This is a genomic window from Amycolatopsis sp. NPDC054798, from assembly GCF_053611505.1.
Genome location: NZ_JBSHAM010000046.1, coordinates 1 through 23,931, shown reverse-complemented (window position 1 = coordinate 23,931; position 23,931 = coordinate 1). Strand labels below are relative to the sequence as shown.

The 23,931-nt window shown below is 70.5% G+C and carries 15 protein-coding genes and 1 pseudogene; 3 read left to right on the top strand and 13 right to left on the bottom strand.

Features of this window, described 5'->3' with window-relative positions; all coding sequences use genetic code 11:
* Positions 1–12: 12 nt before the first annotated feature.
* Together ACWGIC_RS26095 and ACWGIC_RS26090 are read right to left on the bottom strand one after the other, a co-directional pair.
* Positions 13–573, bottom strand: coding sequence for a cysteine hydrolase family protein (locus tag ACWGIC_RS26095; protein ID WP_452078550.1), 561 nt, complete (start codon positions 571–573; stop codon positions 13–15).
* A gap of 64 nt (positions 574–637) precedes the next feature.
* Positions 638–1,171 (bottom strand): MarR family winged helix-turn-helix transcriptional regulator, encoded by a 534-nt coding sequence (locus ACWGIC_RS26090; RefSeq protein ID WP_452078549.1) that lies wholly within the window; start codon positions 1,169–1,171, stop codon positions 638–640.
* Positions 1,172–1,242: 71 nt separating this feature from the next.
* Here ACWGIC_RS26090 and ACWGIC_RS26085 point away from each other — a divergent pair, with 71 nt between their 5' ends.
* On the top strand, positions 1,243–2,064 hold the full coding sequence (locus ACWGIC_RS26085; protein WP_452078548.1) for an oxidoreductase: 822 nt from the start codon (positions 1,243–1,245) through the stop codon (positions 2,062–2,064).
* Between the two features lie 25 nt (positions 2,065–2,089).
* On the opposite strand, the gene ACWGIC_RS26080 is transcribed toward ACWGIC_RS26085, so the two are convergent.
* Both ACWGIC_RS26080 and ACWGIC_RS26075 read right to left on the bottom strand, forming a co-directional pair.
* Positions 2,090–3,520, bottom strand: coding sequence for a trypsin-like peptidase domain-containing protein (locus tag ACWGIC_RS26080; RefSeq protein WP_452078547.1), 1,431 nt, complete (start codon positions 3,518–3,520; stop codon positions 2,090–2,092).
* Between the two features lie 204 nt (positions 3,521–3,724).
* Positions 3,725–4,549 (bottom strand): annotated as a pseudogene (locus ACWGIC_RS26075) (glycoside hydrolase family 16 protein); the annotation flags it as partial.
* 169 nt (positions 4,550–4,718) lie between these two features.
* Here ACWGIC_RS26075 and ACWGIC_RS26070 point away from each other — a divergent pair.
* A complete protein-coding gene (locus tag ACWGIC_RS26070) occupies positions 4,719–4,886 on the top strand; it encodes a hypothetical protein (RefSeq protein WP_452078546.1) in 168 nt (55 codons plus the stop codon).
* A 165-nt stretch (positions 4,887–5,051) separates the two neighbouring features.
* Here the strand turns inward: ACWGIC_RS26070 and glgB are convergent, their stop codons facing one another.
* The 5 genes from glgB to glgX (ACWGIC_RS26045) form a co-directional block, all read right to left on the bottom strand.
* A complete protein-coding gene (gene glgB / locus ACWGIC_RS26065; RefSeq protein ID WP_452078545.1) occupies positions 5,052–7,253 on the bottom strand; it encodes a 1,4-alpha-glucan branching protein GlgB in 2,202 nt (733 codons plus the stop codon).
* Positions 7,254–7,258: 5 nt separating this feature from the next.
* Positions 7,259–8,653, bottom strand: coding sequence for a maltokinase N-terminal cap-like domain-containing protein (locus tag ACWGIC_RS26060; protein ID WP_452078544.1), 1,395 nt, complete (start codon positions 8,651–8,653; stop codon positions 7,259–7,261).
* Between the two features lies 1 nt (position 8,654).
* A complete protein-coding gene (gene treS, locus ACWGIC_RS26055) occupies positions 8,655–10,448 on the bottom strand; it encodes a maltose alpha-D-glucosyltransferase (RefSeq protein WP_452078543.1) in 1,794 nt (597 codons plus the stop codon).
* Positions 10,449–10,538: 90 nt separating this feature from the next.
* Complete coding sequence (locus tag ACWGIC_RS26050) at positions 10,539–12,518, bottom strand: alpha-1,4-glucan--maltose-1-phosphate maltosyltransferase (RefSeq protein ID WP_452078542.1); 1,980 nt, start codon at positions 12,516–12,518, stop codon at positions 10,539–10,541.
* Positions 12,519–12,793: 275 nt separating this feature from the next.
* A complete protein-coding gene (gene glgX / locus ACWGIC_RS26045; RefSeq protein WP_452078541.1) occupies positions 12,794–14,938 on the bottom strand; it encodes a glycogen debranching protein GlgX in 2,145 nt (714 codons plus the stop codon).
* A gap of 437 nt (positions 14,939–15,375) precedes the next feature.
* Here glgX (ACWGIC_RS26045) and ACWGIC_RS26040 point away from each other — a divergent pair, with 437 nt between their 5' ends.
* Entirely contained in the window at positions 15,376–15,615 is a 240-nt protein-coding gene (locus tag ACWGIC_RS26040) for a hypothetical protein (protein WP_452078540.1), read from the top strand.
* A 21-nt stretch (positions 15,616–15,636) separates the two neighbouring features.
* Here ACWGIC_RS26040 and treZ read toward each other — a convergent pair whose 3' ends face one another.
* The 4 genes from treZ to malQ are packed head-to-tail and all read right to left on the bottom strand — an operon-like array spanning position 15,637 to position 23,743.
* The gene (treZ, locus tag ACWGIC_RS26035; protein ID WP_452078593.1) at positions 15,637–17,346 is read right to left on the bottom strand and encodes a malto-oligosyltrehalose trehalohydrolase; all 1,710 of its coding nucleotides are present in this window, start codon (positions 17,344–17,346) and stop codon (positions 15,637–15,639) included.
* Complete coding sequence (gene treY / locus ACWGIC_RS26030) at positions 17,343–19,625, bottom strand: malto-oligosyltrehalose synthase (RefSeq protein WP_452078539.1); 2,283 nt, start codon at positions 19,623–19,625, stop codon at positions 17,343–17,345. The genes treZ and treY overlap by 4 nt, the downstream gene beginning before the upstream one ends.
* Positions 19,622–21,748, bottom strand: a complete 2,127-nt coding sequence (glgX, locus tag ACWGIC_RS26025) for a glycogen debranching protein GlgX (protein ID WP_452078538.1) — start codon at positions 21,746–21,748, stop codon at positions 19,622–19,624. Before glgX (ACWGIC_RS26025) ends, treY begins: the two co-directional genes overlap by 4 nt.
* Positions 21,749–21,802: 54 nt before the next feature.
* The gene (gene malQ, locus ACWGIC_RS26020; protein WP_452078537.1) at positions 21,803–23,743 is read right to left on the bottom strand and encodes a 4-alpha-glucanotransferase; all 1,941 of its coding nucleotides are present in this window, start codon (positions 23,741–23,743) and stop codon (positions 21,803–21,805) included.
* Positions 23,744–23,931 lie beyond the last annotated feature (188 nt).

Here is a 23,931-nt window from a genome sequence, read left to right as displayed (position 1 = left end):
CCAGCGACGGTCTCAGCCTCCGGACGGGAAGGCAACCTCCTTCGTGGCGACGGCGCCCGCGGTCCGCCCTGGGGCGGACTGGTGGCTCCAGTACAGGTTGGTGTGCGCGATGACCTGCGCAGGCGGCGGCGCTCCCCAGGCGGTGCGGTCTCCTGTCGTGTGGGCGTCGCTCACCAAGGTCGCGTCGTAGCCCCGGGCGAAGGCGCCGTGCAGGGTGGAGCGGATGCAGGCGTCCGTTTCGGCTCCGCTGACCACCAGGCGTCCCACTCCCCGCTCGGCGAGAACCGACTCCAGGGTGGTGTCCTCGAAGGAGTCGCCGTAGGACTTTTCCACCACGGGTTCACTGGGAGCCGGTTTCAGTTCCGGGACCAGTTCCCAGTCGGTGCTGCCCTTCGGCAAGCCCTCGTCGTTGTGCCGGACCCACACGACCGGGACCCCGGCCTGCCGGGCTTTGTCCACCAGCGCGGCCACGTTCGCCACGACGCTGTCCCGCTCGTGCGCGTCCGCGACGACGCCGTTCTGCACGTCGACGACCAGCAGTGCGGTGTTCGGCCGGTCTTTGAGAGTGGTCATCGGATCTTCCCTCCAGTCAGGTGCCGCTCACGCTAGCGCCGCCCACCGACAAAAACCGGCGAAGTCACTCCGGGCGGAGGGCATCGTGCGGGGAGGACTGGCCGAACTCGGTTTCGAAGCGGGTCAGCAGGCGGGACAGGAGAGCATTCAGCTCAGCCAGGTCGTCCTCGGCCAGGACGGACGTGAACAGGGCCTGCTCTCGCTCAGTGCGCTTCTTCGTGGCGGCGGCCCAGCGGGCACGTCCTTTGCGGGTCAGGCGGATCGGGCGGCTGCGGCCGTCGGAAGAGGCGGCGACGCGTTCCACCAGGCCCGCTTGTTCCAGGCGGTCGATCCGGACGGTCACGGTGCCGGAGGTGACGCCTAGGCGGTCGCCCAGCTCCTTCGGCGTCAGCACGGCGGCGCGGCCGGAGCGGTGCAAAGCCGACAATGCCTGCCAGTCCCCCGTGCTGAAACCGTATTCCTCCGCGACGCCGCGAAGCACCTGCTCGAACTGCCGCGACAGGCGGCCGATCCGCTGCCGGGCCGCTTCGACCGGGCCGTCCACGCCGTCGGGCATCACGGCCAGCCACGAGGCGAGGCCCTCCCCCACTGAGTCCACCTGGACACTCCCTCGATGCTCAAGGTAGTTTGATTTGAGTATCAAGGTAACTGCTCCTGGGGAGGTCCGCAATGTCCGGACGCGTCTGGTTCATTACTGGAGCGAGCAGCGGCTTCGGCCGTGTGCTCGCGGAAACCGTGCTGGCACGCGGGGAAAGAGTCGTGGCGACTGCTCGCGACACGAATGCGCTCGAAGGGTTGGAGACGTTCACTGCTCGGCTGGACGTCACGGATCCGGCATCGGTGGAAACAGCGGTGAGCGCGGCGATCGCCGAGTACGGGCGGATCGACGTGCTGGTCAACAACGCGGGGCACGGACTGGTCGGCGCGCTTGAGGAACTGACCGACGAGCAGGCGCGGCAGATACTTGAGACCAACGTGTTCGGCGTCCTGAACGTGACTCGCGCGGTGCTGCCGCATCTGCGGGCGCAGCGCAGCGGCCACATCGTGCAGTTGTCGTCGGTGGGCGGAGTGGTCGGGAATCCCGGGCACGCGTTGTACGCGACGTCGAAGTTCGCGCTGGAAGGGATGTCCGAGGCGCTCGCCGGGGAGGTCGCGCCGCTGGGGATCCGGGTGAGCCTGGTGGAACCGGGGCCGTTCCGGACGGACTTCGCGGGACGGTCGATGACGTTCTCCGAGCCCATCGACGACTACCGCGACACCCCGGCAGGCGTGATGCGCCAACGGTTTTCCGAGCAGGACGGCGTGCAGCCGAACGACCCGGCGAAGGCGGCCGAGGCCATTCTCAAGCTGGTCGACGCACCGGACGCGCCGCTGCGCCTGCCGCTCGGGCCCGAGGCGGTGACCCGGATCCGGGCGAAGCTGGAGCAGCAGCTCGCCGATCTCGCGGCGTGGGAGAAGGTTTCGCTGGACACGCGGTATCCGGACGACTGAACGCTCAGCCGTCCGGACAACCGGGTCAGCCCACCGGGCCTTCGGCGGGCACGACCGTGACGTTCCGCTGCTGGCCGGTCTGGTCGACGACGGTCACAGTCAGCTTGTCACCCGGGTGGTGCTGGTCCATCAGATTGGTCAGCGAAGTGGGCGAGTCGACCGCTTTGCCGTCCACCGCGGTGATCACGTCACCGGCGGTCAGGCCCGCTTTCGCGGCCGCTCCGTCGGCGACGACCTGCTGGATCATGGCGCCCGAGCCGGTTCCGCCCTGCTGTTGCTGCTGCTGCCCGGCATCGCTGACGGTCACGCCGAGGAACGCGCTCTTTCCGATGTGGACAGTGTCGGAGCCGGTGCCGCCGACGATCTGGTGCGCGATGGAGATCGCCTGGTTGATCGGGATCGCGTAGCCCTCGTGTCCGCTCGAGCCCTGAGAACCGTCTCCCTGGGAGCCGCTGCCGGGGAAGCCGTTGCCGAGCCCGCCGTGCCCGCGCCGCCCGCCGCCGTTGAACTGGTACCCGGCGGACGCCGCGGTGTCCACGCCGATGACCTGGCCCTGCGCGTTCACGAGCGGGCCGCCGGAATCGCCGGACTGGATGTCCGCGTCGACCTGGATCAGGTTCGTCAGCTGTTCGGACGAGTTGTTCGATTCGTCGGACGCGGTGATCGACTGGTTCAGCGCGGTCACCCGGCCGCCCGCCGGCACCGGCGCTCCCCCGGCGCCGCCCGCGTTGCCGAGCCCGACGACCGCGTCGCCGACCTTCACCGACGACGAATCGCCGAGCGTCTCCGTCGCCAGCCCGGACGCGCCGGCCAGTTTCAGCACCGCGACGTCATGGCTGCGGTCGTAGCCGAGCACGGAGGCGGTGTACGTCTGGCCGTTGCCGATGTCGGTGACCTTGATGCTCGTCGCGCCCTCGACGACGTGGTTGTTCGTGAGCACCTCGCCGTCGGCGGTGAGCACGATGCCGGTGCCCGCCGCGGCCGCTCCCCGGTAGCCCAGTTCGGTGTTGATGTTGACGATGCCCGCGCTGACCTTCTTCGCGATCGCCTGCGGGTCGATCGCCGTGTTCGACGGGCTGGTCTGGTTGCCGATCGAGCCGAAGTTCTGGTTCCCGGACACCCCGGGCGGCGCGGACGGCGTCCACACGAAGTGCCCGACCCCGAGCCCGACTGCCACCGACAACGCGATCGCGCCGACTGTGATGGCCGCTGTCCGCAACGGATGGCTCGAACGCTGCGGGCGGTGATACGGCGTGGCGAACTGCTGGGCCGGGTACGGCTGGCCGGACTGAGCGCCATACGCCGCACCGGGAGGCGGCGTGCCCCAAGCCTGCTGCTGACCCCAGCCCTGCGGGTACGGCTGCCCCGCTCCGGCGGGATAGGGATACGGCTGCCCGCCGGTCTGGCCGTAGCCGGGCTGCCCCTGGTCGTGCGCGCCTCGCTCCTGCTCGTCCATGTTCGCTCCCGCGTCTCGTGACCCTCCGCCAGCTCAGCAAACACCCGGTACCTGAGATTTTCCTTGCCGTGATCCGTGGAGAAGCTGTGTACCGGATCAGCGGCACGGAAAAACCCCGTCCGGCTCGGAAAGGGCCGAGCCGGACGGGGCCGCGGAGACCGCGCCTTCTCCGCGCCGCCGGGGCTCCGGCGGCGAGGGTGGTCAGCTCACGTGCACGTAGTCGACCACCAGCTGTTGCGGGAACTGGGTGTTGCCGTCCGGGTCGCCCGGCCAGTCGCCGCCCACGGCGAGGTTCAGGATCAGGTAGAAGGGGTGGTCGTACACCCATTTCTTGCCGTTCAGGTCCGCCGGCGTGCGGGTCTGGTAGGCCTGCCCGTCGACCAGCCAGACGATCTTCTCCGGCGACCAGTCGACGGCGTAGGTGTGGAAGTCGTCGGAAAAGTTGGGGCCGTCGAACGCCGCGCCGATGCCGCCCGCTCCGGAATAGCCGGGGCCGTGGATGGTGCCGTGCACGGTGTTCGGCTCGCGGCCGATGTTCTCCATCACGTCGATCTCGCCGTCGTCGGGCCACTGCCCGCCGCCGAGCATCCAGAACGCCGGCCACATCCCTTGCCCGCGCGGCAGTTTCATCCGCACTTCCATGTGCCCGTACGCCTGGCTGAACTTGCCCGCGGTGTTGAGCCGCGCCGAGGTGTACTGGCAGGCGCCGTACCAGCAGTTGTTGCCGGAGTTCTCTTTCTTCGCGGTGATCACGAGGTGGCCCTGGCCGTCGAGCGCGCCGTTCGCCGCGCCCGCGGTGTACCACTGCCGTTCGTGGTTGTTGCCGTTGTTGTCGCCGGTTTCGTAGCTCCACTTGCTTCCGTCGGCGGGCGAACCTGCGGGGCCGTCGAAGTCGTCGGAGAACCCGGCGGCCGGTGCCGCGGCGGGAGCGGCGTTCCCGGCGGGCGTCAGTGCGGCCGCGCCGGCGAGCGCGAGCGCCGCGGGGATCGCGAACAGCCGCCACCGGGAGGAGGTGTGCGTGGACGTCATCGTCATCCCTCAATCACTCGAGGGGCGGCCTGGCGGCGCCACCCCGGGTTTGTTGTGGATGGCAACAAAGTATGCCCACCAGTGCCTTCACCGGCAAGACGTTCCGTGGGTCATTTTCCGACCGAGGGCAGGCGAAGGCGCTTCCAGGAGGAGTTCCGGGCAAGTCCGGATGGCCGGACGGGCAAGAGGCGGGCGGCGCCTGCTGGTCGCCACGCTCGGGCTGCTGCTGGCGGTGGCCGTGACGTCGGCGCAGGACCGGCCCGGGGCCCGGCAGGTGCTGACCGGGCTCCGGCGGCGCGCGACTGCGAACGAAAACCCGTCCCCGCCGAAGCCATGATCCGGCTCATGGCCGCCCCGCCTCGCCGGTGAACACATCGAACCCCGCGGCCCGATCGAAACCGAAGCAGCACGCCGCCTAGCCCAAGACCACAACGACTAGCCGCCCAGGTTCCACAACACCCCTCGCGACCCGCCGCCGTCCGTGCGGGAGCGGCGCGAAGGGTCAGTCCTCAGTGGACGGACGGTCCTCCAGCAGCCACAGCACCCCGCTCGGCGGCAGCTGCAGCACCGCCGACGCGGGCTGCCCGTGCCACGGCTCCTCGGTCGCCTCCACCGCGCCCAGGTTCCCGACCCCGGACCCGCCGTACGACTCCGCGTCCGTGTTCAGCACCTCGGTCCAGCGCCCGGCGGACGGCAGCCCCACCCGGTAGTCGTGGTGCGGGATCCCGGCGAAGTTCGCGATGCAGGCCAGCCGCGAGCCGTCCGCGCCCAGGCGCAGGAAGCTCAGCACGTTCCCGGCCGAATCGTTCGCGTCGATCCAGCGGAAGCCCTCGGGCCGGACGTCGCCGCTGAACAGCGCCGCGGTGTCCCGGTAGACCGCGTTCAGCTGCCTGATCAGGTCGCGCACGCCGCGGTGCAGCGGCGTTTCCAGCAGGTGCCAGTCCAGCGACCGCGACTCCGACCATTCGCGCGGCTGGCCGAATTCGCCGCCCATGAACAGCAGCTGCTTGCCCGGATGCGCCCACATGAACGCCAGCAGCGCGCGCAGCCCGGCGGCCTTGTTCCAGTCGTCGCCCGGCATCCGTTCCCACAGCGACCCCTTGCCGTGCACCACTTCGTCGTGCGACAGCGGCAGGACGAAGTTCTCGCTCCACGCGTACACGAGCGAGAAGGTCATCTCGTTGTGGTGGTAGGCCCGGTGGATCGGCTCGTGCTGCAGGTAGCGGAGCGTGTCGTGCATCCAGCCCATGTTCCACTTGAAGCCGAAGCCCAGTCCGCCCAGATGCGTCGGGCGGGTGACGCCGGGCCACGCGGTGGACTCCTCGGCCACCATCACCACGCCCGGGTGTCGCTTGTAGACAGTCGCGTTCAGCTCCTGCAGGAACCGCACGGCGTCGAGGTTTTCCCGGCCGCCGTACTCGTTCGGCAGCCACTCCCCGTCCTTGCGCGAGTAGTCGAGGTACAGCATCGAGGCGACCGCGTCGACGCGCAGGCCGTCGAGGTGGAACTCCTCCAGCCAGAACAGCGCGTTCGCGACGAGGAAGTTGCGCACCTCGTTGCGGCCGAAGTTGAACACGAGCGTGCCCCAGTCCGGCTGTTCGCCGCGGCGCGGGTCCTCGTGCTCGTACAGCGGGCTGCCGTCGAAGCGCGCCAGTGCCCAGATGTCGCGCGGGAAATGCGCGGGCACCCAGTCCACGAGCACGCCGATGCCGCGCTGGTGCAGGTGGTCGACCAGGTAGCGGAAGTCGTCCGGCGAGCCGAAGCGCGAGGTCGGCGCGTAGTACGAGGTGACCTGGTAGCCCCACGAGCCGCCGAACGGATGCTCGGCCACCGGCAGGAATTCGACGTGCGTGAAGCCGGTTTCCTCGACGTAGTCGGCGAGCTGGTCGGCCAGTTCGCGGTAGCCGAGCCCGGGCCGCCACGAGCCGAGGTGCACCTCGTACACGCTCATCGGCGCGTCCGCCCAGTCGGTCGCCTCGCGCCGGGCGACCCATTCGCTGTCGCCCCAGGTGTAGTCGGACTCGGTCACCTTCGACGCGGTCGCGGGCGGCACCTCGGTGGCGAACGCCATCGGGTCGGCCTTCTCGTGCCAGTGCCCGTCCGCGCCGAGGATGCGGAATTTGTAGCAGCTGCCGGCGGAAACGCCGGGCACGAACAGCTCCCACACGCCGGACGACCCGAGCGAGCGCATCGGATGGCCGCGGCCCTCCCACGCGTTGAAGTCGCCGATCACCCGCACGCCGCGCGCGGTCGGCGCCCACACCGCGAAGGACACGCCTTCGACGACGCCGTTCGGGGTGTCGTACCGGCGCACGTGCGCGCCCAGGACGTCCCACAGCCGTTCGTGCCGTCCCTCGCCGATGAGGTGCTGGTCCAGCTCCCCCACCGTCGGCAGCCAGCGGTACGGGTCGTCGGTGACGACAGTGCGGTCGTCGTAGCCGACTTCGATCCGGTAGTCGCCCGGATGTTCCGGCAGCACCGCGGCGAACAGCGCGTCCGCCACGCGTTCCAGCGGGACGCGGCGCTCTCCGGCGACGACGGACACCGACGTCGCGCCTGGACGCAGCGCGCGCACGACGATGTCGCTGCCGTCGGTGTGCACGCCGAGCACCGCATGCGGGTCGTGGTGCTCGCCTGCCAGCAGCCGGTCGATGTCGAGCGGAGACGGCGCCGCCGAGGGCAGATCCGCGGGGACAGCGTTCACGGGGGTCACTCGCTTCCGTTGGTGCTGCGGGCGATCGCCGCCAGGGGCACGCTCAGCCAGTCCGGCCGGTTCGCGTGCTCGTAGGCGACCTCGTACACCGCTTTGTCCAGTTCAAAGGCGCGCAGCAGGTCCGCGTGGTCCCGCGGGTCGCCGACCGGGCCGCCCGCGCGGGCGTACCCGGTGCAGAACGCGGCGCGGTTGCGCCGGGCCCATTCCATCGCGTGCCGGGTCACGTCCGCGTTCTCGGGCTGCCCGACGAGCCGCTGGTGCGCCGCGTAGTCGAACGACCGGAGCATGCCCGCCACGTCGCGCAGCGGCGAACGCAGCGCGTGCCGTTCCGCGACCGGGGCGGCCGGTTCGCCTTCGAAGTCCAGCAACAGCCATCCGCTGACGGTACGCAGCACTTGGCCCAGGTGCAGATCGCCGTGGATGTACTGCAACGAGATCGGCGCTTCGTGCGCGCACACCGCTTCGAACACTTCGCGCAGCGCGGGCGCGTACACGGCCAGCTCCGGAACCATTTCGGACACCTGGTCGAGGCGCTGGGTCATCGCGCGCACCGTGAGGTCCAGCTCGTCGCGGCCCGCGGGCTCGGTGCCGAGCGCGGTCGCGAGATCCGCGTGCACCTCGGCCACTGCGGCGCCGAGCCGCTCGGACTCCCCTGCGAAGTCGCCGCCCGCCTCGTCCGCGGGCTGGTCCGGGTCCGCCAGCAAGTCCCGCACGCTCGTGGTCGCCATCGCCCAGCCGTCCACCGCGTCCGGCAGGAATTCCTGCAGCATCCCCATCGTCGCGGGTTCGCCGTGCAGTTCGCCGGAAATCGAGCCGACCACGCGCGCCACGTGCTTGGACCCAGCGTCCTGCAGCGCCCGGTGCAGCAGCAGGTCCTTGTTCAGGCCCGGGCTGAGCTTGCGGAACAGCTTGAGGATGTACTGCCCGCCGAACACCAGCGAAGTGTTGCTCTGCTCCGCGGTGATCGGCCGCGAGCGCAGCCCGGGTTCGAGCGTCACGTCCGGCTCGGCCGAGAAATGCAGCGTCCCGGCGGACCCGCCCGCGGCCATCCGGTCCAGCAGCCCGGAGGTGAGGTCCGCGTCGCCGCTGGCCTCGTAGAACCGTTCGCCGAGCAGCGCGGCCGACGCCACCTCGGGAACCCCGGACCGGCGGCCGATCAGCAGCTGGTAGGGCTCGGTGCGGTCGCCCTGCACCACGTCGACGACCGCGTGCACCAGCAGCGGGTCCGGACCGGCGAGCACGGTCAGGCCGGCCGGGCGGGCCTCGTCGACCGGACGGTCCTTGCCCGCGAACCAGCGCTGCGCGGGCAGCCAGTCCGGCAGCAGCGCGGTCAGCGCGCCGGCCACCTCGGACAGGACGGGCGGGGAACCGTGGTCGGACAGGGGACTCACCTCATTCTTCCGGCTCGAGCAGCTGGAACCAGTAGAACCCGTGACCGGGCAGCGTGAGCAGGTACGGCAGCTCGCCGATGTCCGGGAAGCGCACCCCGCCGGTCAGCTCGACCGGCGTCGCGCCCTGGTGCGCGGACAGGTCCAGTTCCACCGGCTGCGGGAAACGGGACAGGTTGTTGACGCACAGCACGACGTCCTCGCGGCCGTCCGGGCGCAGCCACCGGCGCTGGTAGGCGAGCACGCTCGGGTTCGACCCGCCGAGGTCGGCGAAATCGCCCTGGCCGAACGCGTGGTGCTGCTTGCGCACCTCGATCATCCGGCGCGTCCAGTTCAGCAGCGACGCCGCGTTGTGGGCCTGTGCCTCGACGTTCAGCGCCTGGTGGCCGTACACCGGGTCCATGATCACCGGCAGGTAGATGCGGCCGGGGTCGCAGCTGGAGAACCCGGCGTTGCGGTCCGGCGTCCACTGCATGGGGGTGCGGACGGCGTCGCGGTCGCCGAGCCAGATGTTGTCGCCCATGCCGATCTCGTCGCCGTAGTAGAGCACCGGGGACCCGGGCAGGGACAGCAGCAGCGCGGTGAACAGCTCCTGCTGGTTGCGGTCGTTGTCCAGCAGCGGAGCCAGCCGGCGGCGGATGCCGATGTTGGCTTTCATCCGCGGGTCTTTGGCGTATTCGGAGTACATGTAGTCGCGCTCTTCGTCGCTGACCATCTCGAGCGTCAGCTCGTCGTGGTTGCGCAGGAAGATGCCCCACTGGGTGCCGGACGGGATCTGCGGCGTCTGCAGCAGGATCTCCGAGATCGGGAACCGCGACTCCCGGCGCACCGCCATGAAGATCCGCGGCATCAGCGGGAAATGGAACGCCATGTGGCATTCGTCGCCGCCGGACTCCGCGTCGCCGAAGTACTCGACCACGTCGGTCGGCCACTGGTTCGCCTCGGCCAGCAGGATCCGGCCCGGGTACTCGTCGTCGACCACTTTGCGGCAGCGCTTGAGGAAATCGTGCGTGCGCGGCAGGTTCTCGCAGTTGGTGCCTTCCTGTTCGAACAGGTACGGCACGGCGTCGAGGCGGAACCCGTCGATGCCGATGTCGAGCCAGAACCGCAGCACGTCGATCATCGCGTCCTGCACGGCCGGGTTCTCGTAGTTGAGGTCGGGCTGGTGGGAGAAGAACCGGTGCCAGTAGAACTGGCCGCGCACCGGGTCGTAGGTCCAGTTCGACGTTTCGGTGTCGACGAAGATGATCCGCGCGTCGGCGTAGCGGGAGTCGTCGTCGCTCCACACGTAGTAGTCGCCGTAGGGACCGTCCGGGTCCGTGCGCGACTGGTGGAACCACGGATGCGCGTCCGAGGTGTGGTTGAGCACCAGGTCGGTGATCACCCGGATGCCGCGCCGGTGCGCCTCGTCGAGCAGGTACACGAAATCGTCGACGCTGCCGAATTCCGGCAGCACGGCCCGGAAATCGCTGATGTCGTAGCCGCCGTCGCGCAGCGGCGAGGCGTAGAACGGCGGCAGCCACAGGCAGTCCACCCCGAGCCATTCGAGGTAGTCCAGCTTGCCCGCCAGCCCGCGCAGGTCGCCGGTGCCGTCGCCGTTCGAGTCGGCGAACGCGCGCACCAGCACCTCGTAGAACACCGCGCTCTTGAACCATGCCGGGTCCTTCGGCGCCGCGTGGGCGTGCGCGAAGTCGTCCGCCTGCGGCTCCACCAGCAGGCCGTCGGCGGTCACCGCCTCCCCGGTGTGCGGCACGTCCGCCAGTCCCGCCGCGGCGCCGGGCCGGCTCTCCTCGTCCATCCGTTCCACCTTGTCGTGAGTCGCCTGTGCTGAGTAGGGGTTAACCCGATCGGCTCCGGGATAACCACGCTTGCCGCAGTCGCCGCGGCGTCACGCCGCGAGCCTGCGGCGCAGCGCCACGATGTGCGCTACCGCCCGCCACGGTTCGAGCCGGACGAAGTTCGCCTGGCCCCAGTCCCACGTTTCGCCGGTCACCTCGTCGTGCGCGATGAGCCGTTCGGACCAGTCGAAACCCAGCGCGGGCAGGTCGAGCCAGAGCGTGCCCTCCCGCGCGTCGTGCGGATCGAGGTTCACGACCGCGACGACCGTGTCGCCGGTCGCCGGGTCCTGTTTGGAGTACGCGAGCAGCGCGTCGCTGTCGATGTGGTGGAAGCGCAGCGACCGCATGCCCTGCAGCGCGGGGTGCGCGCGGCGGATGGCGTTGAGCCGGGTCAGCCACGGTTCGAGCGAGCGGCCCTCGGCGAGAGCGCGGCCGAAATCGCGCGGGCGCAGCTGGTACTTCTCGGAGTCGAGGTACTCCTCGCTGCCCGGCCGCACCGCCTCGGATTCGAACAGCTCGTAGCCGGAGTAGACGCCCCAGGTCGGCGACATCGTCGCGGCCAGCGCGGCGCGCAGCGCGAACATGCCGGGACCGCCGTGCTGCAGCGATTCGTGCAGGATGTCCGGGGTGTTCACGAACAGGTTCGGCCTGCCGTGGTCCCAGTGCGCGACGAGGTCCGCGCCGAACTCGGTCAGCTCTTCTTTCGTGGTGCGCCAGGTGAAATAGGTGTAGCTCTGGGTGAAGCCGAGCTTCGCCAGCCCCCACAGCCGGGCCGGGCGGGTGAACGCCTCGGCGAGGAACAGCACGTCCGGATGCGCGTCCTTCACCGACTGGATCAGCCACGCCCAGAAGTCCGGCGGCTTGGTGTGCGGGTTGTCGACCCGGAAGATCCGCACCCCGTGCGACACCCAGTGCAGCACGACCCGCAGCACCTCGTCGTAGATCCCGCGCGGGTCGTTGTCGAAGTTGACCGGGTAGATGTCCTGGTACTTCTTCGGCGGGTTCTCCGCGTACGCGATCGTGCCGTCCGGGCGGGTGGTGAAGAACTCCGGGTACTTGACCACCCACGGATGGTCCGGCGCGGCCTGCAGCGCGAGGTCGAGCGCGACCTCGAGGCCGAGTTCCTCCGCGCGCGCGACGAAGGAGTCGAAATCCTCGATCGTGCCCAGCTCCGGGTGGATCGCGTCGTGCCCGCCCTCGTCCGCGCCGATCGCCCACGGCGAGCCGACGTCGTCCGGCGTCGCGTCGAGAGTGTTGTTGGGGCCCTTGCGGTTCACCCGGCCGATGGGGTGCACCGGCGGCAGGTACACGACGTCGAAACCCATGCCCGCGACGCGGTCCAGCTCGCGCTCGGCGGTGGCGAAGGTGCCGTGCACCGCGCGGCCCTGCGCGTCGACCCCGCCGGTGGAGCGGGGGAAGAATTCGTACCAGGAACCGAAAGCGGCGCGTTTGCGGTCGACCCACAGCTTCAGCACGCGGCCCTTGGTGATCAGCTCCCGCACCGGGAAATCGTGCATCAGCTGACGGACCTCGGGCGAGAGCGCGGGCCCGACGCGCTCGGCGAGATCGCGCTCCGCGTCGCGCAGCGCGGCCGCGGCCCCGGCGAGCAGCGGGCGCTCGGCCCGGCGTTCCGGGCGGCGGGAGACCCGGTCGAGCAGCAGCGCACCGGTCTCCAGGTCGTTGGCCAGCTCGCCGGGACCCTGCCCGGCGGCGATCTTCACCTCGACCGCGTGCTCCCAGGTGGCCCACGGATCGCTCCACGCGTCCACCCGATAGGTCCACATGCCCTCGGCGTCGGGAACGATCACCGCGCCGAACCGGTCGAGCCCCCGGCCTTGCTCGGCCATCCGCGTCTGGCGCGCGGCCCGGTCGCCGGGACCGCGCCAGGCGACCGTCGCGGCGACCGCGTCGTGGCCCTCCCGCCAGACCGTGGCGGTGACGGGGAAATGTTCGCCTGCAACGGCTTTGGCCGGATATCGGCCGCAGCTGACAATGGGGGCGACGTCGTCGATCCCGAGCCTGCCGGTCATGGCAATGCCCCTTTTTCACGGTGGGTGGGAGGTGGTCGGAGTGTGCTTCCGCGAGCACGGTCAGTGTGCCTGATTCCTCCAAAGCCGTTGACAGCGGGGCCTTTTTCGGAAATTCCCGCCACCCGGTCGGGCGAAACGCGCCCATTCGGCGGAACTCGCGGACGCATTCCCGTCTCCTGCCCGCAACACGCCCGCCGAATTGCGTTAACAATCGGCGGCGCGTTCCGGTGATTACCCGCGAGTACCGGCGCGGAAACCCGCCGGGCGTCCGCTTCCTACAGCTGCGGGGTTTCCACCGTGTCGCGGGGCGCGCGCAGCAACAGCAGGGACCGCGCCTCGACGGTGATCCGCGCCTTCGGTTCGAGGACCCCGGGATGGGCCGGAGTGCCGTCGGCGGTGCTGGTGTCCAAAGTGGGCTTGAAAGTCTCGCCGTACTCCGGGCCGGGCAGCACGATCTCGACCGGTTCCGCTCCCGCGTGCAGCACCAGCAGCCACGAGTGGTCGGTGACGAGCGCGCCCTCGCGGTTGCGCGCCTGGCTGTTCGATCCGTCGATCCACATGCAGAGCGTGCGGCGGTCCTCGTCGAACCAGTCGATCTCGTCGAACTCCTCGCCGTCCGGGCGGAACCACACGAGGTCGGGCTTGCCGGTGACGGTCGTGCGGCCCTCGAAGAACTCCGGCTGCCGCAGCGCCGGGCTGTGCGCGCGCAACCGGACGACCCGGCGGGCGAACGCGAGCATCGGCTCGGACGCCTCGGTCGGCGTCCAGTCGACCCACGACGTTTCGTCGTCGAGGCAGTAGGCGTTGTTGTTGCCGTGCTGGGTCCGCCACATCTCGTCGCCCGCGGTGAACATCGGCGTGCCGGTGGACAGCAGCAGCGTCGCGAACAGGTTGCGGGCCTGGCGGGTGCGCAGCGCGACGATCGCCGCGTCGTCGGTCTCGCCCTCCGCGCCGTGGTTCCACGACCGGTTGTCGTTCGTGCCGTCGCGGTTGTCCTCGCCGTTGGCCTCGTTGTGCTTTTCGTTGTAGGACACCAGGTCCCGCAGGGTGAAGCCGTCGTGCGCGGTGACGAAGTTGACCGACTGCCACGGCCGGCGCAGGTTGTGGTCGTACAGATCCGACGAGCCGGACAGCCGGTAGGCGAGGTCGCGCACGCCGGTCGCGCCGCGCCAGAAGTCGCGGACCGTGTCGCGGTAGCGGCCGTTCCATTCGGCCCACTGCGCGCCGAAGTCGCCGACGCGGTAGCCCTCGCCGGTCGCGTCCCACGGTTCGGCGATCAGCTTGCAGCGCGACAGCACCGGGTCGGTGGTGATCGCGGTGAGCATCGTCGACTCGCGGTCGAACATCTCGCCGCGCGGGCGGCCGAGCGTGCTCGCCAGGTCGAAGCGGAACCCGTCGACGCCCATCTCCTGCGTCCAGTACCGCAGCGAATCGGTGACCAGCCGGACGACCGTCGGCGAACCGGCGTCGAGGGTGTTGCCGCAGCCGGTGAGGTCGGCCATGTGCCCGCGGCGGGTGTGCAGGTAGTACGCCGGGGCGTCGAGGCCGCGCAGCGAGAGCGTCGGACCGTCCGGGCCGCCTTCGCAGGTGTGGTTGAACACGACGTCGAGCAGCACCTCGATGCCCGCCGCGTGCAGCGCCGCCACCATCGTGCGGAATTCCTCGATCTCGCGGCCCGGCTCGCTCGCGTACCCGGCGTGCGGCGCGAAGTAGCCCAGCGGCGAGTAGCCCCAGTAGTTGTGCCGCCCCGAGCGGATCAGCGCGGGCTCGTCGGCGAACGCGTGCACCGGCAGCAGTTCGACCGTCGTGACGCCGAGCCGGGTCAGGTGCTCGATCGCCACCGGGTGCGCCAGGCCGAGATACGTGCCGCGCAGCGCCTCCGGGATGAACGGATGCTGCTGGGTGAACCCCTTCACGTGCAGTTCGCAGATCACCGACTCCTCGAACGGCACCTCGGGCTTGATCCCGGTGTCCTGCCCGCCCGGCGCGGCGACGACCGACAGCGGCACGCTGCCCAGGGAGTCCACAGTGGACATCGGACCGCGTTCCGGGTCGCCGGTGAAGCCCTGCGCGGCGTACAGGCTGGCGAGCTTCCCGTCGATCCGGCGCGCGTACGGGTCGACCAGGAGCTTGGCCGGATTGCACCGGTAGCCGTGCGCCGGGTCGTACGGGCCGTGCACGCGATAGCCGTAGCGCTGGCCGACCGTGACGCCGGGGACGAGGCCGTGCCAGACGCCGAACGTGCGTTCAGTCAGTTCGATCCGCCGCTCGGAGCCGTCGTCGCCGACGAGGCACACCTCCACCGCGTCGGCGACGGCGGACGTCACCGCGAACCGGACGCCGCCCGCCTCCGGGTGGGCGCCGAGCGGGAACGGACGTCCGGCGAGGACCTGGTTGTCGGATGCGGGTCGCTGTGCCATGCGCCGATCCTGTCAAACCCGCGGCGGCGGCGGGCTCCGGCGCTTGGCTGAACTTGCCGTAAGCAGGGGTGGTGACCTGGGCGGACGGCGCGGCAAGCCGAGGTCGGGCCGGGCGTGCCCCGCAGGCTGTCTCGACGGAGAGGCTGGTGCTGCGCGATCAGCCCGTTATGGACTGTCAGCCTCAGCGCGAAGGCCCTCGCGAAACGCTTTCCGGTGGGCTTGACCTGCTGGAAGCTGGTTCCGAAGAGGACAGCGTCCACACCCCGAACGGTTGCGGCTCGGCCCGTTGACGGAAGTGGTTGCGCCCCAACAGCTCGGCTGCGCTCGCTCTTCGTGACCAGCGACGCCGCGCCCAAGCACACCTTCCTCGTCACGCACGACTACGGGATGGGCGGCGCGGACGTCCGGGTTTCGGCGCGCTGTCCGGCCGCGACGTCGTGCACCTCCGCCAAAGCGGCGAGGAGGACGACGACTGGCTGGTCGAGGCCAGGGCCGACGGGCGCAGGATCCGCCAGGTCGAACTGCCCGCGAGCAGGCCCGCCGTACGCAGCACCCCCGACGACTGGGCGCTCAACCCGCCGGTCGCGGACCTCTTCGCCCCAGAGACCGCGGCCGACGAGATCAGCGCGGCCGAGTTCGAGAAGCACTGGGCCCGGGCTCGGCAGTTCGAGGAGTGACGAGGAGGGCCCCGCCCGGTCTCAGCGAGCGGCGACCAGCACGAACGACTCCGCGGGCAACACCGTCGCCTCGCCGCCGACCTCGGGATTCCCCCACGAGGCCAGCACCTCCCCCGCCACCGGAAGCTCCGCCGGCTTCGCTCCGAAGTTGCACGCCAGCCGCAGCCCGCCCCGGTGCAGGACCAGCCACGCGTCGTCCGGCGCGCTCTCCACGACGACCCGGTCCAGCCGGGGGTCGGTCAGCTCCGGGCGTTCGCGGCGGAGCCGGATCAGCGTCCGGTACAGGCCCAGGATCTCCCGGTGGCCGGGTTTGCCCGGTTCGGTCCAGTCGAGGCGCGACCGGGCGACGGTGGCCGGGTCCATCGGGTCCGGGACCTCCGCTTCTCCCCAGCCGTGCTGGGCGAACTCGCGGCGGCGGCCGGTGCGGACGGCCTCGGCCAGTTCCGGGTCCGGGAACGACGCGAAGAACTGCCACGGCGTCTCCGCGGCCCATTCCTCGCCCATGAACAGCATCGGCGTGAACGGCGAGCAGAACACCACCGCGGCGCCGCAGGCCAGCAGGCCGGGCGAAACGGTCGCGGACAGCCGGTCGCCGGTCGCGCGGTTGCCGATCTGGTCGTGGTCCTGCAGGTAGGCCAGGAACCGGTGGCCGGAGGCGACCCGCCGGTCGAGCGGGCGGCCGTGCGTGCGGGAGCGGAACGACGACCAGGTGCCGGCGTGGAAGAACGCCTCCCGCAAGGTCTTGGCCAGCGCCCCGGGTGCGGCGAAATCGGTGTAGTAGCCGGTGGTTTCGCCGGTCAGCCGGACGTGCAGCGCGTGGTGCAGGTCGTCGGACCACTGCGCGTGCAGGCCGTAGCCGCCCGCGTCACGGGCGGTGACGAGCTTCGGGTCGTTCTGGTCGGATTCGGCGATCAGCGTCAGCGGGCGGTTCAGGGCCGCGGACAGCGCCTCGACCTCGGTGGCGAGTTCTTCCAGCAGATGCACGGCGCGCTTGTCGACCAGTGCGTGCACAGCGTCCAGGCGCAGGCCGTCGAGGTGGAAGTCGCGCAGCCAGCCCAGCGCGTTGTCGAGGACGTAGCGGCGGACTTCGTCGGAACCGGGACCGTCGAGGTTCAGCCCAGCGCCCCAGTCCGTGCGGCCGGCGAAGTACGGGCCGAACCGGTCGAGATAGGCGCCGGACGGGCCGAGGTGGTTGTAGACGACGTCGAGCAGCACCGCGAGGCCGCGCGCGTGGCAGGCGTCGACCAGGCGTTTCAGCCCGTCGGGGCCGCCGTACGGTTCGTGCGCCGCGCCCCACAGCACGCCGTCGTAACCCCAGCCCGCGGTGCCGTCGAAGGAGTTCACCGGCAGCAGTTCGACGTGCGTGACGCCGAGGTCGACCAGGTGCCCGAGCCGTTCGATGACCGCGTCGAACGTGCCTGCCTCGGTGAACGTGCCGACGTGCAGTTCGTAGACCACCCCGCCGGGCAGCTGCCGTCCGGTCCACGACTGGTCGGTCCATTCAAAGGCGGAATGGTCGTAGACGCGCGACGCTTCGTGCACGCCGCTCGGTTGGCGCAGCGAACGCGGGTCCGGCAGCGGACGGTCGTCGTCGCCGAGCAGGAAGGCGTAGTCCGTGCCGGTGACGTCGGCCTGCCACCAGCCGTCGGCCGCGGCGGTCATCTCGTGGTCGGTGCCGTCGACCCGGACGCGGACGCGTTCGGCGGACGGGGCCCACACGGTGAACATCAGGAGTCCTCCCGCACCAGAAGCGCGACCGGGTACTGCTCGAACAGCGCGGACGCCGGCGGTGCGTCCCCTACCCCGCGACCGGTCAGCACATCGGTCCATTCTCCGGCGCGCAGCGGCAGAACGGTGTCGCGCCAGCCGCCCGCACGGTCCAGTCCCAGCGGCAGCCGGGTGACTGCCACGGTCAGGTCAGCGCCGCGTTCGAAAGCCAGAAGGTGTTGCGCCGCAACGCCTTCGGCATGCAATGGCCGGTATCCGGTGAAGAGTTCCGGCCGGTCCCGGCGCAGAGTCAGCGCGTGGTGCACCACCAGGAGTTTCGCCGCGCCGGTCTCGTCGATCTCCGGCTGTTCGCCGGCCTGGACGCGTTCGAGCAGGGAGCGCCGGACGCCGTAGTCGACCTCTCGGCGGTTGTCCGGGTCCACCAGCGAGTAGTCCCACAGCTCGGTGCCCTGGTAGACGTCCGGCACGCCGGGTCCGGCCAGCTGCACCAGTTTCTGCCCCAGCGAATTCGCCCAGCCCGCGCCGCGCACCCGGTTGACGAACGCCTCGACATCCGCCGCCAGCTCCGCGTCGCCCAGCACCGCGGACGGCCACTCGGCGACAGCGCGTTCGAACTCCTCGTCGTGGTCGGTCCAGGAGGTGCGGAGTTTCGCTTCCTTCGCGGCCTTGTCGAGGTAGTCGCGCAACCGCTCCGGCGAGATCGGCCACGCGCCCACGAGCGTCTGCCACGCCAGGAGATTCAGCGCGGGCTCGTCGATCCCGCGCGCGGCGGTCCAGCGGCGGACCGCGACGGCGAACTCGTCCGCGACCTCCGACAGCGCGGCCATCCGGGCGCGAGTGTCCTCGGAGCGTTTCGTGTCGTGAGTCGTCAGCGTGGTCATCGTGGCCGGGGCAGCCGCCGCCCGCCCCTCGGCCAGCGTGTGGAATTCCCCGAGGCTCAAGCCGAATCGGTCCGGGTTGCCGCCGACCTCGTTCAGCGCCGCGAACCGGGTGAACCGGTAGAACGTCGTGTCCTCGGTGCCCTTCGCGACGACCATGCCGGACGTCTGCTGGATCCGCGTCGCCAGCTCCCCGTCCGGCGCGCCGCGCACCTGGCTGTCCAGCGCGTCGAGCGCCGGGGCCAGTTCCGGCCGCCGCTCGCGCGCCCGGGCGACGGCGGCCGCCCAGTTTTCGGCGCCCTCGGGGAGATACGAGCGGTAGACCGGGAACGCGATCATCACCTCGGCGACGGCGGCGCGGGCCGCTTCGGCGTCCACGCCTTGGAGCAGCGCGGCGATCCGGTGCACCTCGGCGACCAGGATCCCGTCGGTCACCAAGCGCCGCGCTCGTTCCTCGACCGCGTGATAGTCGGTGCGCACGCCTTGCTCGGCAGCGAGCCGGGTGAACACCGGAGCGGCGGCCGGGTCCACGAACACGCCGGTGATCTCGCGCAGCGCGTCGTACCCGGTGGTTCCGTCGACCGGCCAGCTCTGCGGCAGCGCCTCGCCAGGGTGCAGGATCTTCTCCGCCACCAGCCACGCCCCCGGCGCGCCCTCGCGGAGCCGCCGGAAATACCCGCCAGGATCGGCGAGCCCGTCCGGATGGTCCACGCGCAGGCCCGTGACGTCGCCGTCAGACACCCAGCGCAGCACCTCGCCGTGCGTCTCGGCGAACACCTCCGGCCGTTCCACGGTGACCGCGGCGAGGTTCGTGATGTCGAAGAACCGCCGGTAGTTCAGCTCATGGTTGCCGCGCCGCCAGCCGGCCAGCTCGTAATGCTGGCGCGCGTGCACCTCTCGCGGCGAGCCGTCGCCGGTGCCGGGCGCGATCGGGAACCGGTGGTCGTAGTAGACGAGTTCGTCCCCTTCGACGGTCAGCTCGGCAACCGCATTGTCGTCGCCCAGCACCGGGAGCAAGACGCGGCCGCGGCTCCAGTCGATGTCGAAAAACGGCGCGTACGGCGAATCCTGACCGTTCCGCAGCACGTCCCACCACCACTGGTTCGCCTTCGGCACTTCGACGGACATGTGGTTCGGCACGATGTCGACGACGAACCCGAGCCCGGCTTCTTTCAGCCGCGCCGCGAGCGCCTTTCGCGCTTCTTCGCCGCCCAGTTCGCCCCGGGCGCGCGTCGGATCGGTGACGTCGTAACCGTGCGTGGACCCCGGTGCCGCGTCGAGCATCGGCGAGCCGTACAACGCGCCGACGCCCAGCTCGTGCAGGTAATCCACGATCCCGGCGGCGTCGGCGAAGCCGAACTCCGGCCGCAACTGCACCCGGTACGTCGAGGACGGCGTGCTCATTCGCCCTCCTTCGCGGTGCGCTGCAATACCACCAGCGAGCGAGCGGCGAGCGTGAACTTGCCGCCGCCTTCGACCGGTTCGACGTCCGTTTTCCCCACACTGCCGGTCTCGGTGTCGACCACGACTGTCCACTCGCGGCCGTAGCCGTTGCCGGGCAGGGTCATCGCGATGTCCTCCCAGTGCGCGTTGAACGCGAGCAGGAAGGAATCGTCGGACACCGGCATCCCGCGCGGGTCGAGGTCCGGAATCCCTTCCCCGTTCAGGAAAATCACCACCGATTTGCCGAACGCGTCGTCCCAGTTCTGCTCGGTCATCTCCTCGCCCGCCGGGGTGAACCAGGCGATGTCGCCCAGCTCCTGTCCCTTGCGCACCGGCTTGCCCTGGAAGAACCGGCGGCGGCGGAACACCGGATGCGCCTTGCGGAACGCGGTGAGCGCGGCGGTGAACTCGACCAGATCGGCGTTCTCGGTCGCGAGTTCCCAGTCCATCCAGGACAGTTCGGTGTCCTGGCAGTAGGCGTTGTTGTTGCCCTGCTGGGTCCGGCCGAGCTCGTCGCCGTGCAGCAGCATCGGCACGCCTTGCGACAGCAGCAGCGTGGCGAGCAGGTTCCGCCGCTGCCGGGCGCGCAGCGCGAGCACCTCCTCGTCGTCGGTCGGGCCCTCGACGCCGCAGTTCCACGACCGGTTGTCGTCCGCGCCGTCGCGGTTGTCCTCGCCGTTCGCCTCGTTGTGCTTTTCGTTGTAGGACACCAGATCGGCGAGCGTGAAGCCGTCGTGCGCGGTGACGAAGTTGATCGACGCGAACGGGCGGCGGCCGTCGTCCTGGTACAGATCCGACGAACCGGTGATCCGCGAGGCGAACTCGCCCAGCGTCGACGGTTCGCCGCGCCAGAAATCGCGGACGGTGTCGCGGTACTGCCCGTTCCACTCGGTCCACAGCGGCGGGAAGTTGCCGACCTGGTAGCCGCCGGGGCCGACGTCCCACGGTTCGGCGATCAGCTTCACCTGGCTCACGATCGGGTCCTGCTGCACGAGGTCGAAGAACGTCGACAGCCGGTCGACGTCGTAGAACTCGCGGGCCAGCGCGGAAGCGAGGTCGAACCGGAAGCCGTCCACGTGCATCTCGGTCACCCAGTACCGCAGCGAATCCATGATCAGCTGCAGCGTGTGCGGGCTGCGCACGTTGAGCGAGTTCCCGGTGCCGGTGTAGTCCATGTAGTACTGCGGATCGTCCTCGACCAGGCGGTAGTACGCCTCGTTGTCGATGCCGCGCATGGACAGCGTCGGCCCGAGGTGGTTGCCCTCGGCGGTGTGGTTGTAGACCACGTCGAGGATCACCTCGATGCCGGCCTCGTGCAGGGCGCGGACCATGCCCTTGAACTCCTGCACCTGCCCGCCGTGGCCCTGCATCGCGGCGTACCCGTCGTGCGGCGCGAAATACCCGATGGTGTTGTAACCCCAGTAGTTGCGCAGGCCTTTCTCGTCGAGGCCGTGGTCGGTGACGAACTGGTGCACCGGCATCAGCTCCACCGTGGTGACGCCGAGTTTCTGCAGGTGCTCGACCACCGCCGGGTGCGCCAGCCCGGCGTACGTGCCGCGCAGCCGCTCAGGGACGAACGGGTGCGTCATCGTCATGCCGCGCACGTGCGTCTCGTAAATGACCGTTTCGTGGTAGGGCACCCCCGGCGAGCGGTCGTTGGCCCAGTCGAAGAACGGGCTCACCACGAGCGAATACGGCACGTGTCCCGCCGAATCGTCCTCGTTGAACTGGTCCGGGTCGTCGAAGCGGTAGCTGAACAGCGTTTCGGACCAGTCGACGCCGCGGGACAACGCCTTGGCGTACGGGTCGATCAGCAGCTTGCTGGGGTTGCAGCGCTGGCCGCGAATGGGGTCGTGCGGTCCGTGCACGCGGAATCCGTAGCGCTGCCCGGGGCCGACGCCGAGCAGGTAGCCGTGGTGGACGAAGCCGTCGACCTCCTCCAGCCGCGAGCGGGTTTCCTTGCCCTCCTCGTCGAACAGGCAGAGATCGACGTGCTCGGCGACCTCGGAGAACAGCGCGAAGTTCGTCCCCACGCCGTCATAAGTGGCGCCGAGCGGGTAGGGCTTTCCGGGCCAGGGCCGCACAGGGCTTCTCCTTGGGCATCGGTTTTCGTTGTCCGGACGGGGTTTTCGAAGGTTTCAGCGCAGCGGGCGGGCCGCCGCGAGCGGGGCGACCGCGGCCCGCACCCGCGGGTCGGCGAAGAACCCGTCGACGGTGACGGGAAGGGGGATGCGCCAGTTAGGGTACTCATCCACCGTGCCCGGCAGATTCGGCTGGCGCCGTTCGCCGACGACGTCCGCCGGTGCGGTGAGCACGAGCCGCGACGCCGCCGAGGCGAGCAGCGTGTGCAGGGCGACCACCAAGTCGTCGTCCGGAATTCCTTCGCTGGCAACCACTTCGAGCAGAGCTGTCCGCTCGGCCGCCGCTTCGGCGTACTCCTGCTCTACGGGACGGTCGAGCTGGCCGAGGTCCGCGCGGACCCGCACGTGCTCGGCGCCGAGCCAGCCGGACACCGTCGGCAGGTCGTGCGTCGAAATGCTGGCCATCGCGTCCGGGTCCCAGCTGTCCGGGCGGACGAACGGCTTGCCGGGCGCGTCCCAGTCGCGCTGGAACCACAGCACCGCGGAGCTGAGCACGCCGCGTTCGTGCATGGTCTCGGTGACGGTGTCCTCGACCGTGCCGAGGTCCTCCCCCACCACGACCGCGCCCGCGCGATGCGCTTCCAGCGCGAGCACGCCGAGCATCGCTTCGGCGTCGTAGTGCACGTACGTGCCGCGACCAGCCGGTTCGCCCGGCGGAATCCACCACAGCCGCCACATCCCGGCGATGTGGTCCACCCGGATGCCGTCCGCGTGCCGCAGCACTCCGCGCACGACGTCGCGGAACGGCGCGTACCCGGCTTCGGCGAGCCGGTCCGGCCGCCACGGCGGCAGATTCCAGTCCTGGCCCTGCTGGTTGAACGCGTCCGGCGGCGCGCCGACCCGCACCCGCGCGGCGAACACGTTCCGCAGCGCCCAGGTGTCCGCGCCGCCGGGATGGACCCCGACCGGCAGATCGTGCACGACGCCCACCGGCATCCCCGCTTCCCGCGCGATGCGGCGGACGTTGTCGAGCTGTTCGTGACAGAGCTGCTGGAGCCAGCCGTGGAACTCGATCCGCTCGGCCAGTTCCTCGCGCGCGGCGGCCACCTCGGCGCTGCCGGGATCGCGCAGCGGCTCCGGCCACTCGCGCCAGTCGTTGCCGTGCAGCTCGGCGAGCGCGCCGAACGCGGCGAAATCGCGAAGGTCGTCGTCCAGCTCGATCGGGTCGGGATGGTGCGGCCGCAGCAATTCCAGCGCGGCGCGTTTAGCGGTCCACACGGCGTCGTAGTCGATCAGCTCGCCGACCGGATCCGGCGCGAGCGCTCGCACCCGCCGCTGGGTTTCTTCGTCGGCGCGGGCGAACGCTTCGATGTCGGTCACCCGCAGGTACAGCGGATTCGCGAACCGGCGGCTGGAGGGCGAATACGGCGACCGTTCGACCGGATGGGCCGGGCTGATCGCCTGCACCGGGTTGACGAGCAGCACGCCCGCGCCCAGTTCGGCGGCCGACCGGGACGCCATTTCGGCGAGGTCGCCGAAATCGCCCATTCCCCACGACTGCCCGGAATGCAGGGCGTAGAGCTGCAGCATCCACCCCCAGGCGGGCGGCACCGCGGGAAGCCGGTCCGGCACGACCGCCAGGGTTGCCCGCTGGCTGTCCGTGACGATCTGGTGCCAGCCCAGCGGAAGGTCCGCCGGAAGTGTGGCGCCGACGTCACGGAAAGTGCCGTCTTCGAGTTCGACGGCGGCGGCTTGGCCGAGTTCGCGTTCTTGCCCGGCGCGCACGACCACCGTCGGCGGCAACGCTCGCGAGGCACGGGCTTCCCGCACCGCGGCCAATTCTCGCTGAATCGCTTGTGGAGTACCGGCATCGACGTCCAGCTGCGCCAATACGGCGATCACCACGTCGGGGTCGACCGGCACTTCGACGTGGTCGGCGTTTTCGTAGCGGGTCGCGACTCCGTGGGCGGCGGCCAGTTCGGCCAGTTCGGGGGTCACGTTTCGGTCCGGGGAACGGGAATGCGCACCGCACCAGTGTCCCGGGCGGCGCCGCGCGGCGCCATTCGCCTCGCCGCCGCAGACGGGCGAAGCGGTGGACGGGGCCGGGGGGGGGGGGGCGGGGCGGGGCCGGCGCCGCTTGCCAGTGGGGCTGCGGGTGACGGTCCAACCCGCGGGGGGCGGCGTAC

Excerpts from the sequence above, each read along its gene's own strand:
- ACWGIC_RS26095 (WP_452078550.1), bottom strand. The coding sequence starts at position 573 with ATGACCACTCTCAAAGACCGGCCGAACACCGCACTGCTGGTCGTCGAC.
- ACWGIC_RS26080 (WP_452078547.1), bottom strand. The coding sequence starts at position 3,520 with ATGGACGAGCAGGAGCGAGGCGCGCACGACCAGGGGCAGCCCGGCTAC.
- ACWGIC_RS26050 (WP_452078542.1), bottom strand. The coding sequence starts at position 12,518 with ATGACCGGCAGGCTCGGGATCGACGACGTCGCCCCCATTGTCAGCTGC.
- treY (WP_452078539.1), bottom strand. The coding sequence starts at position 19,625 with ATGAGCACGCCGTCCTCGACGTACCGGGTGCAGTTGCGGCCGGAGTTC.
- ACWGIC_RS26070 (WP_452078546.1), top strand. The coding sequence starts at position 4,719 with ATGGCCGGACGGGCAAGAGGCGGGCGGCGCCTGCTGGTCGCCACGCTC.
- treS (WP_452078543.1), bottom strand. The coding sequence starts at position 10,448 with ATGGACGAGGAGAGCCGGCCCGGCGCCGCGGCGGGACTGGCGGACGTG.
- ACWGIC_RS26085 (WP_452078548.1), top strand. The coding sequence starts at position 1,243 with ATGTCCGGACGCGTCTGGTTCATTACTGGAGCGAGCAGCGGCTTCGGC.
- glgX (WP_452078541.1), bottom strand. The coding sequence starts at position 14,938 with ATGGCACAGCGACCCGCATCCGACAACCAGGTCCTCGCCGGACGTCCG.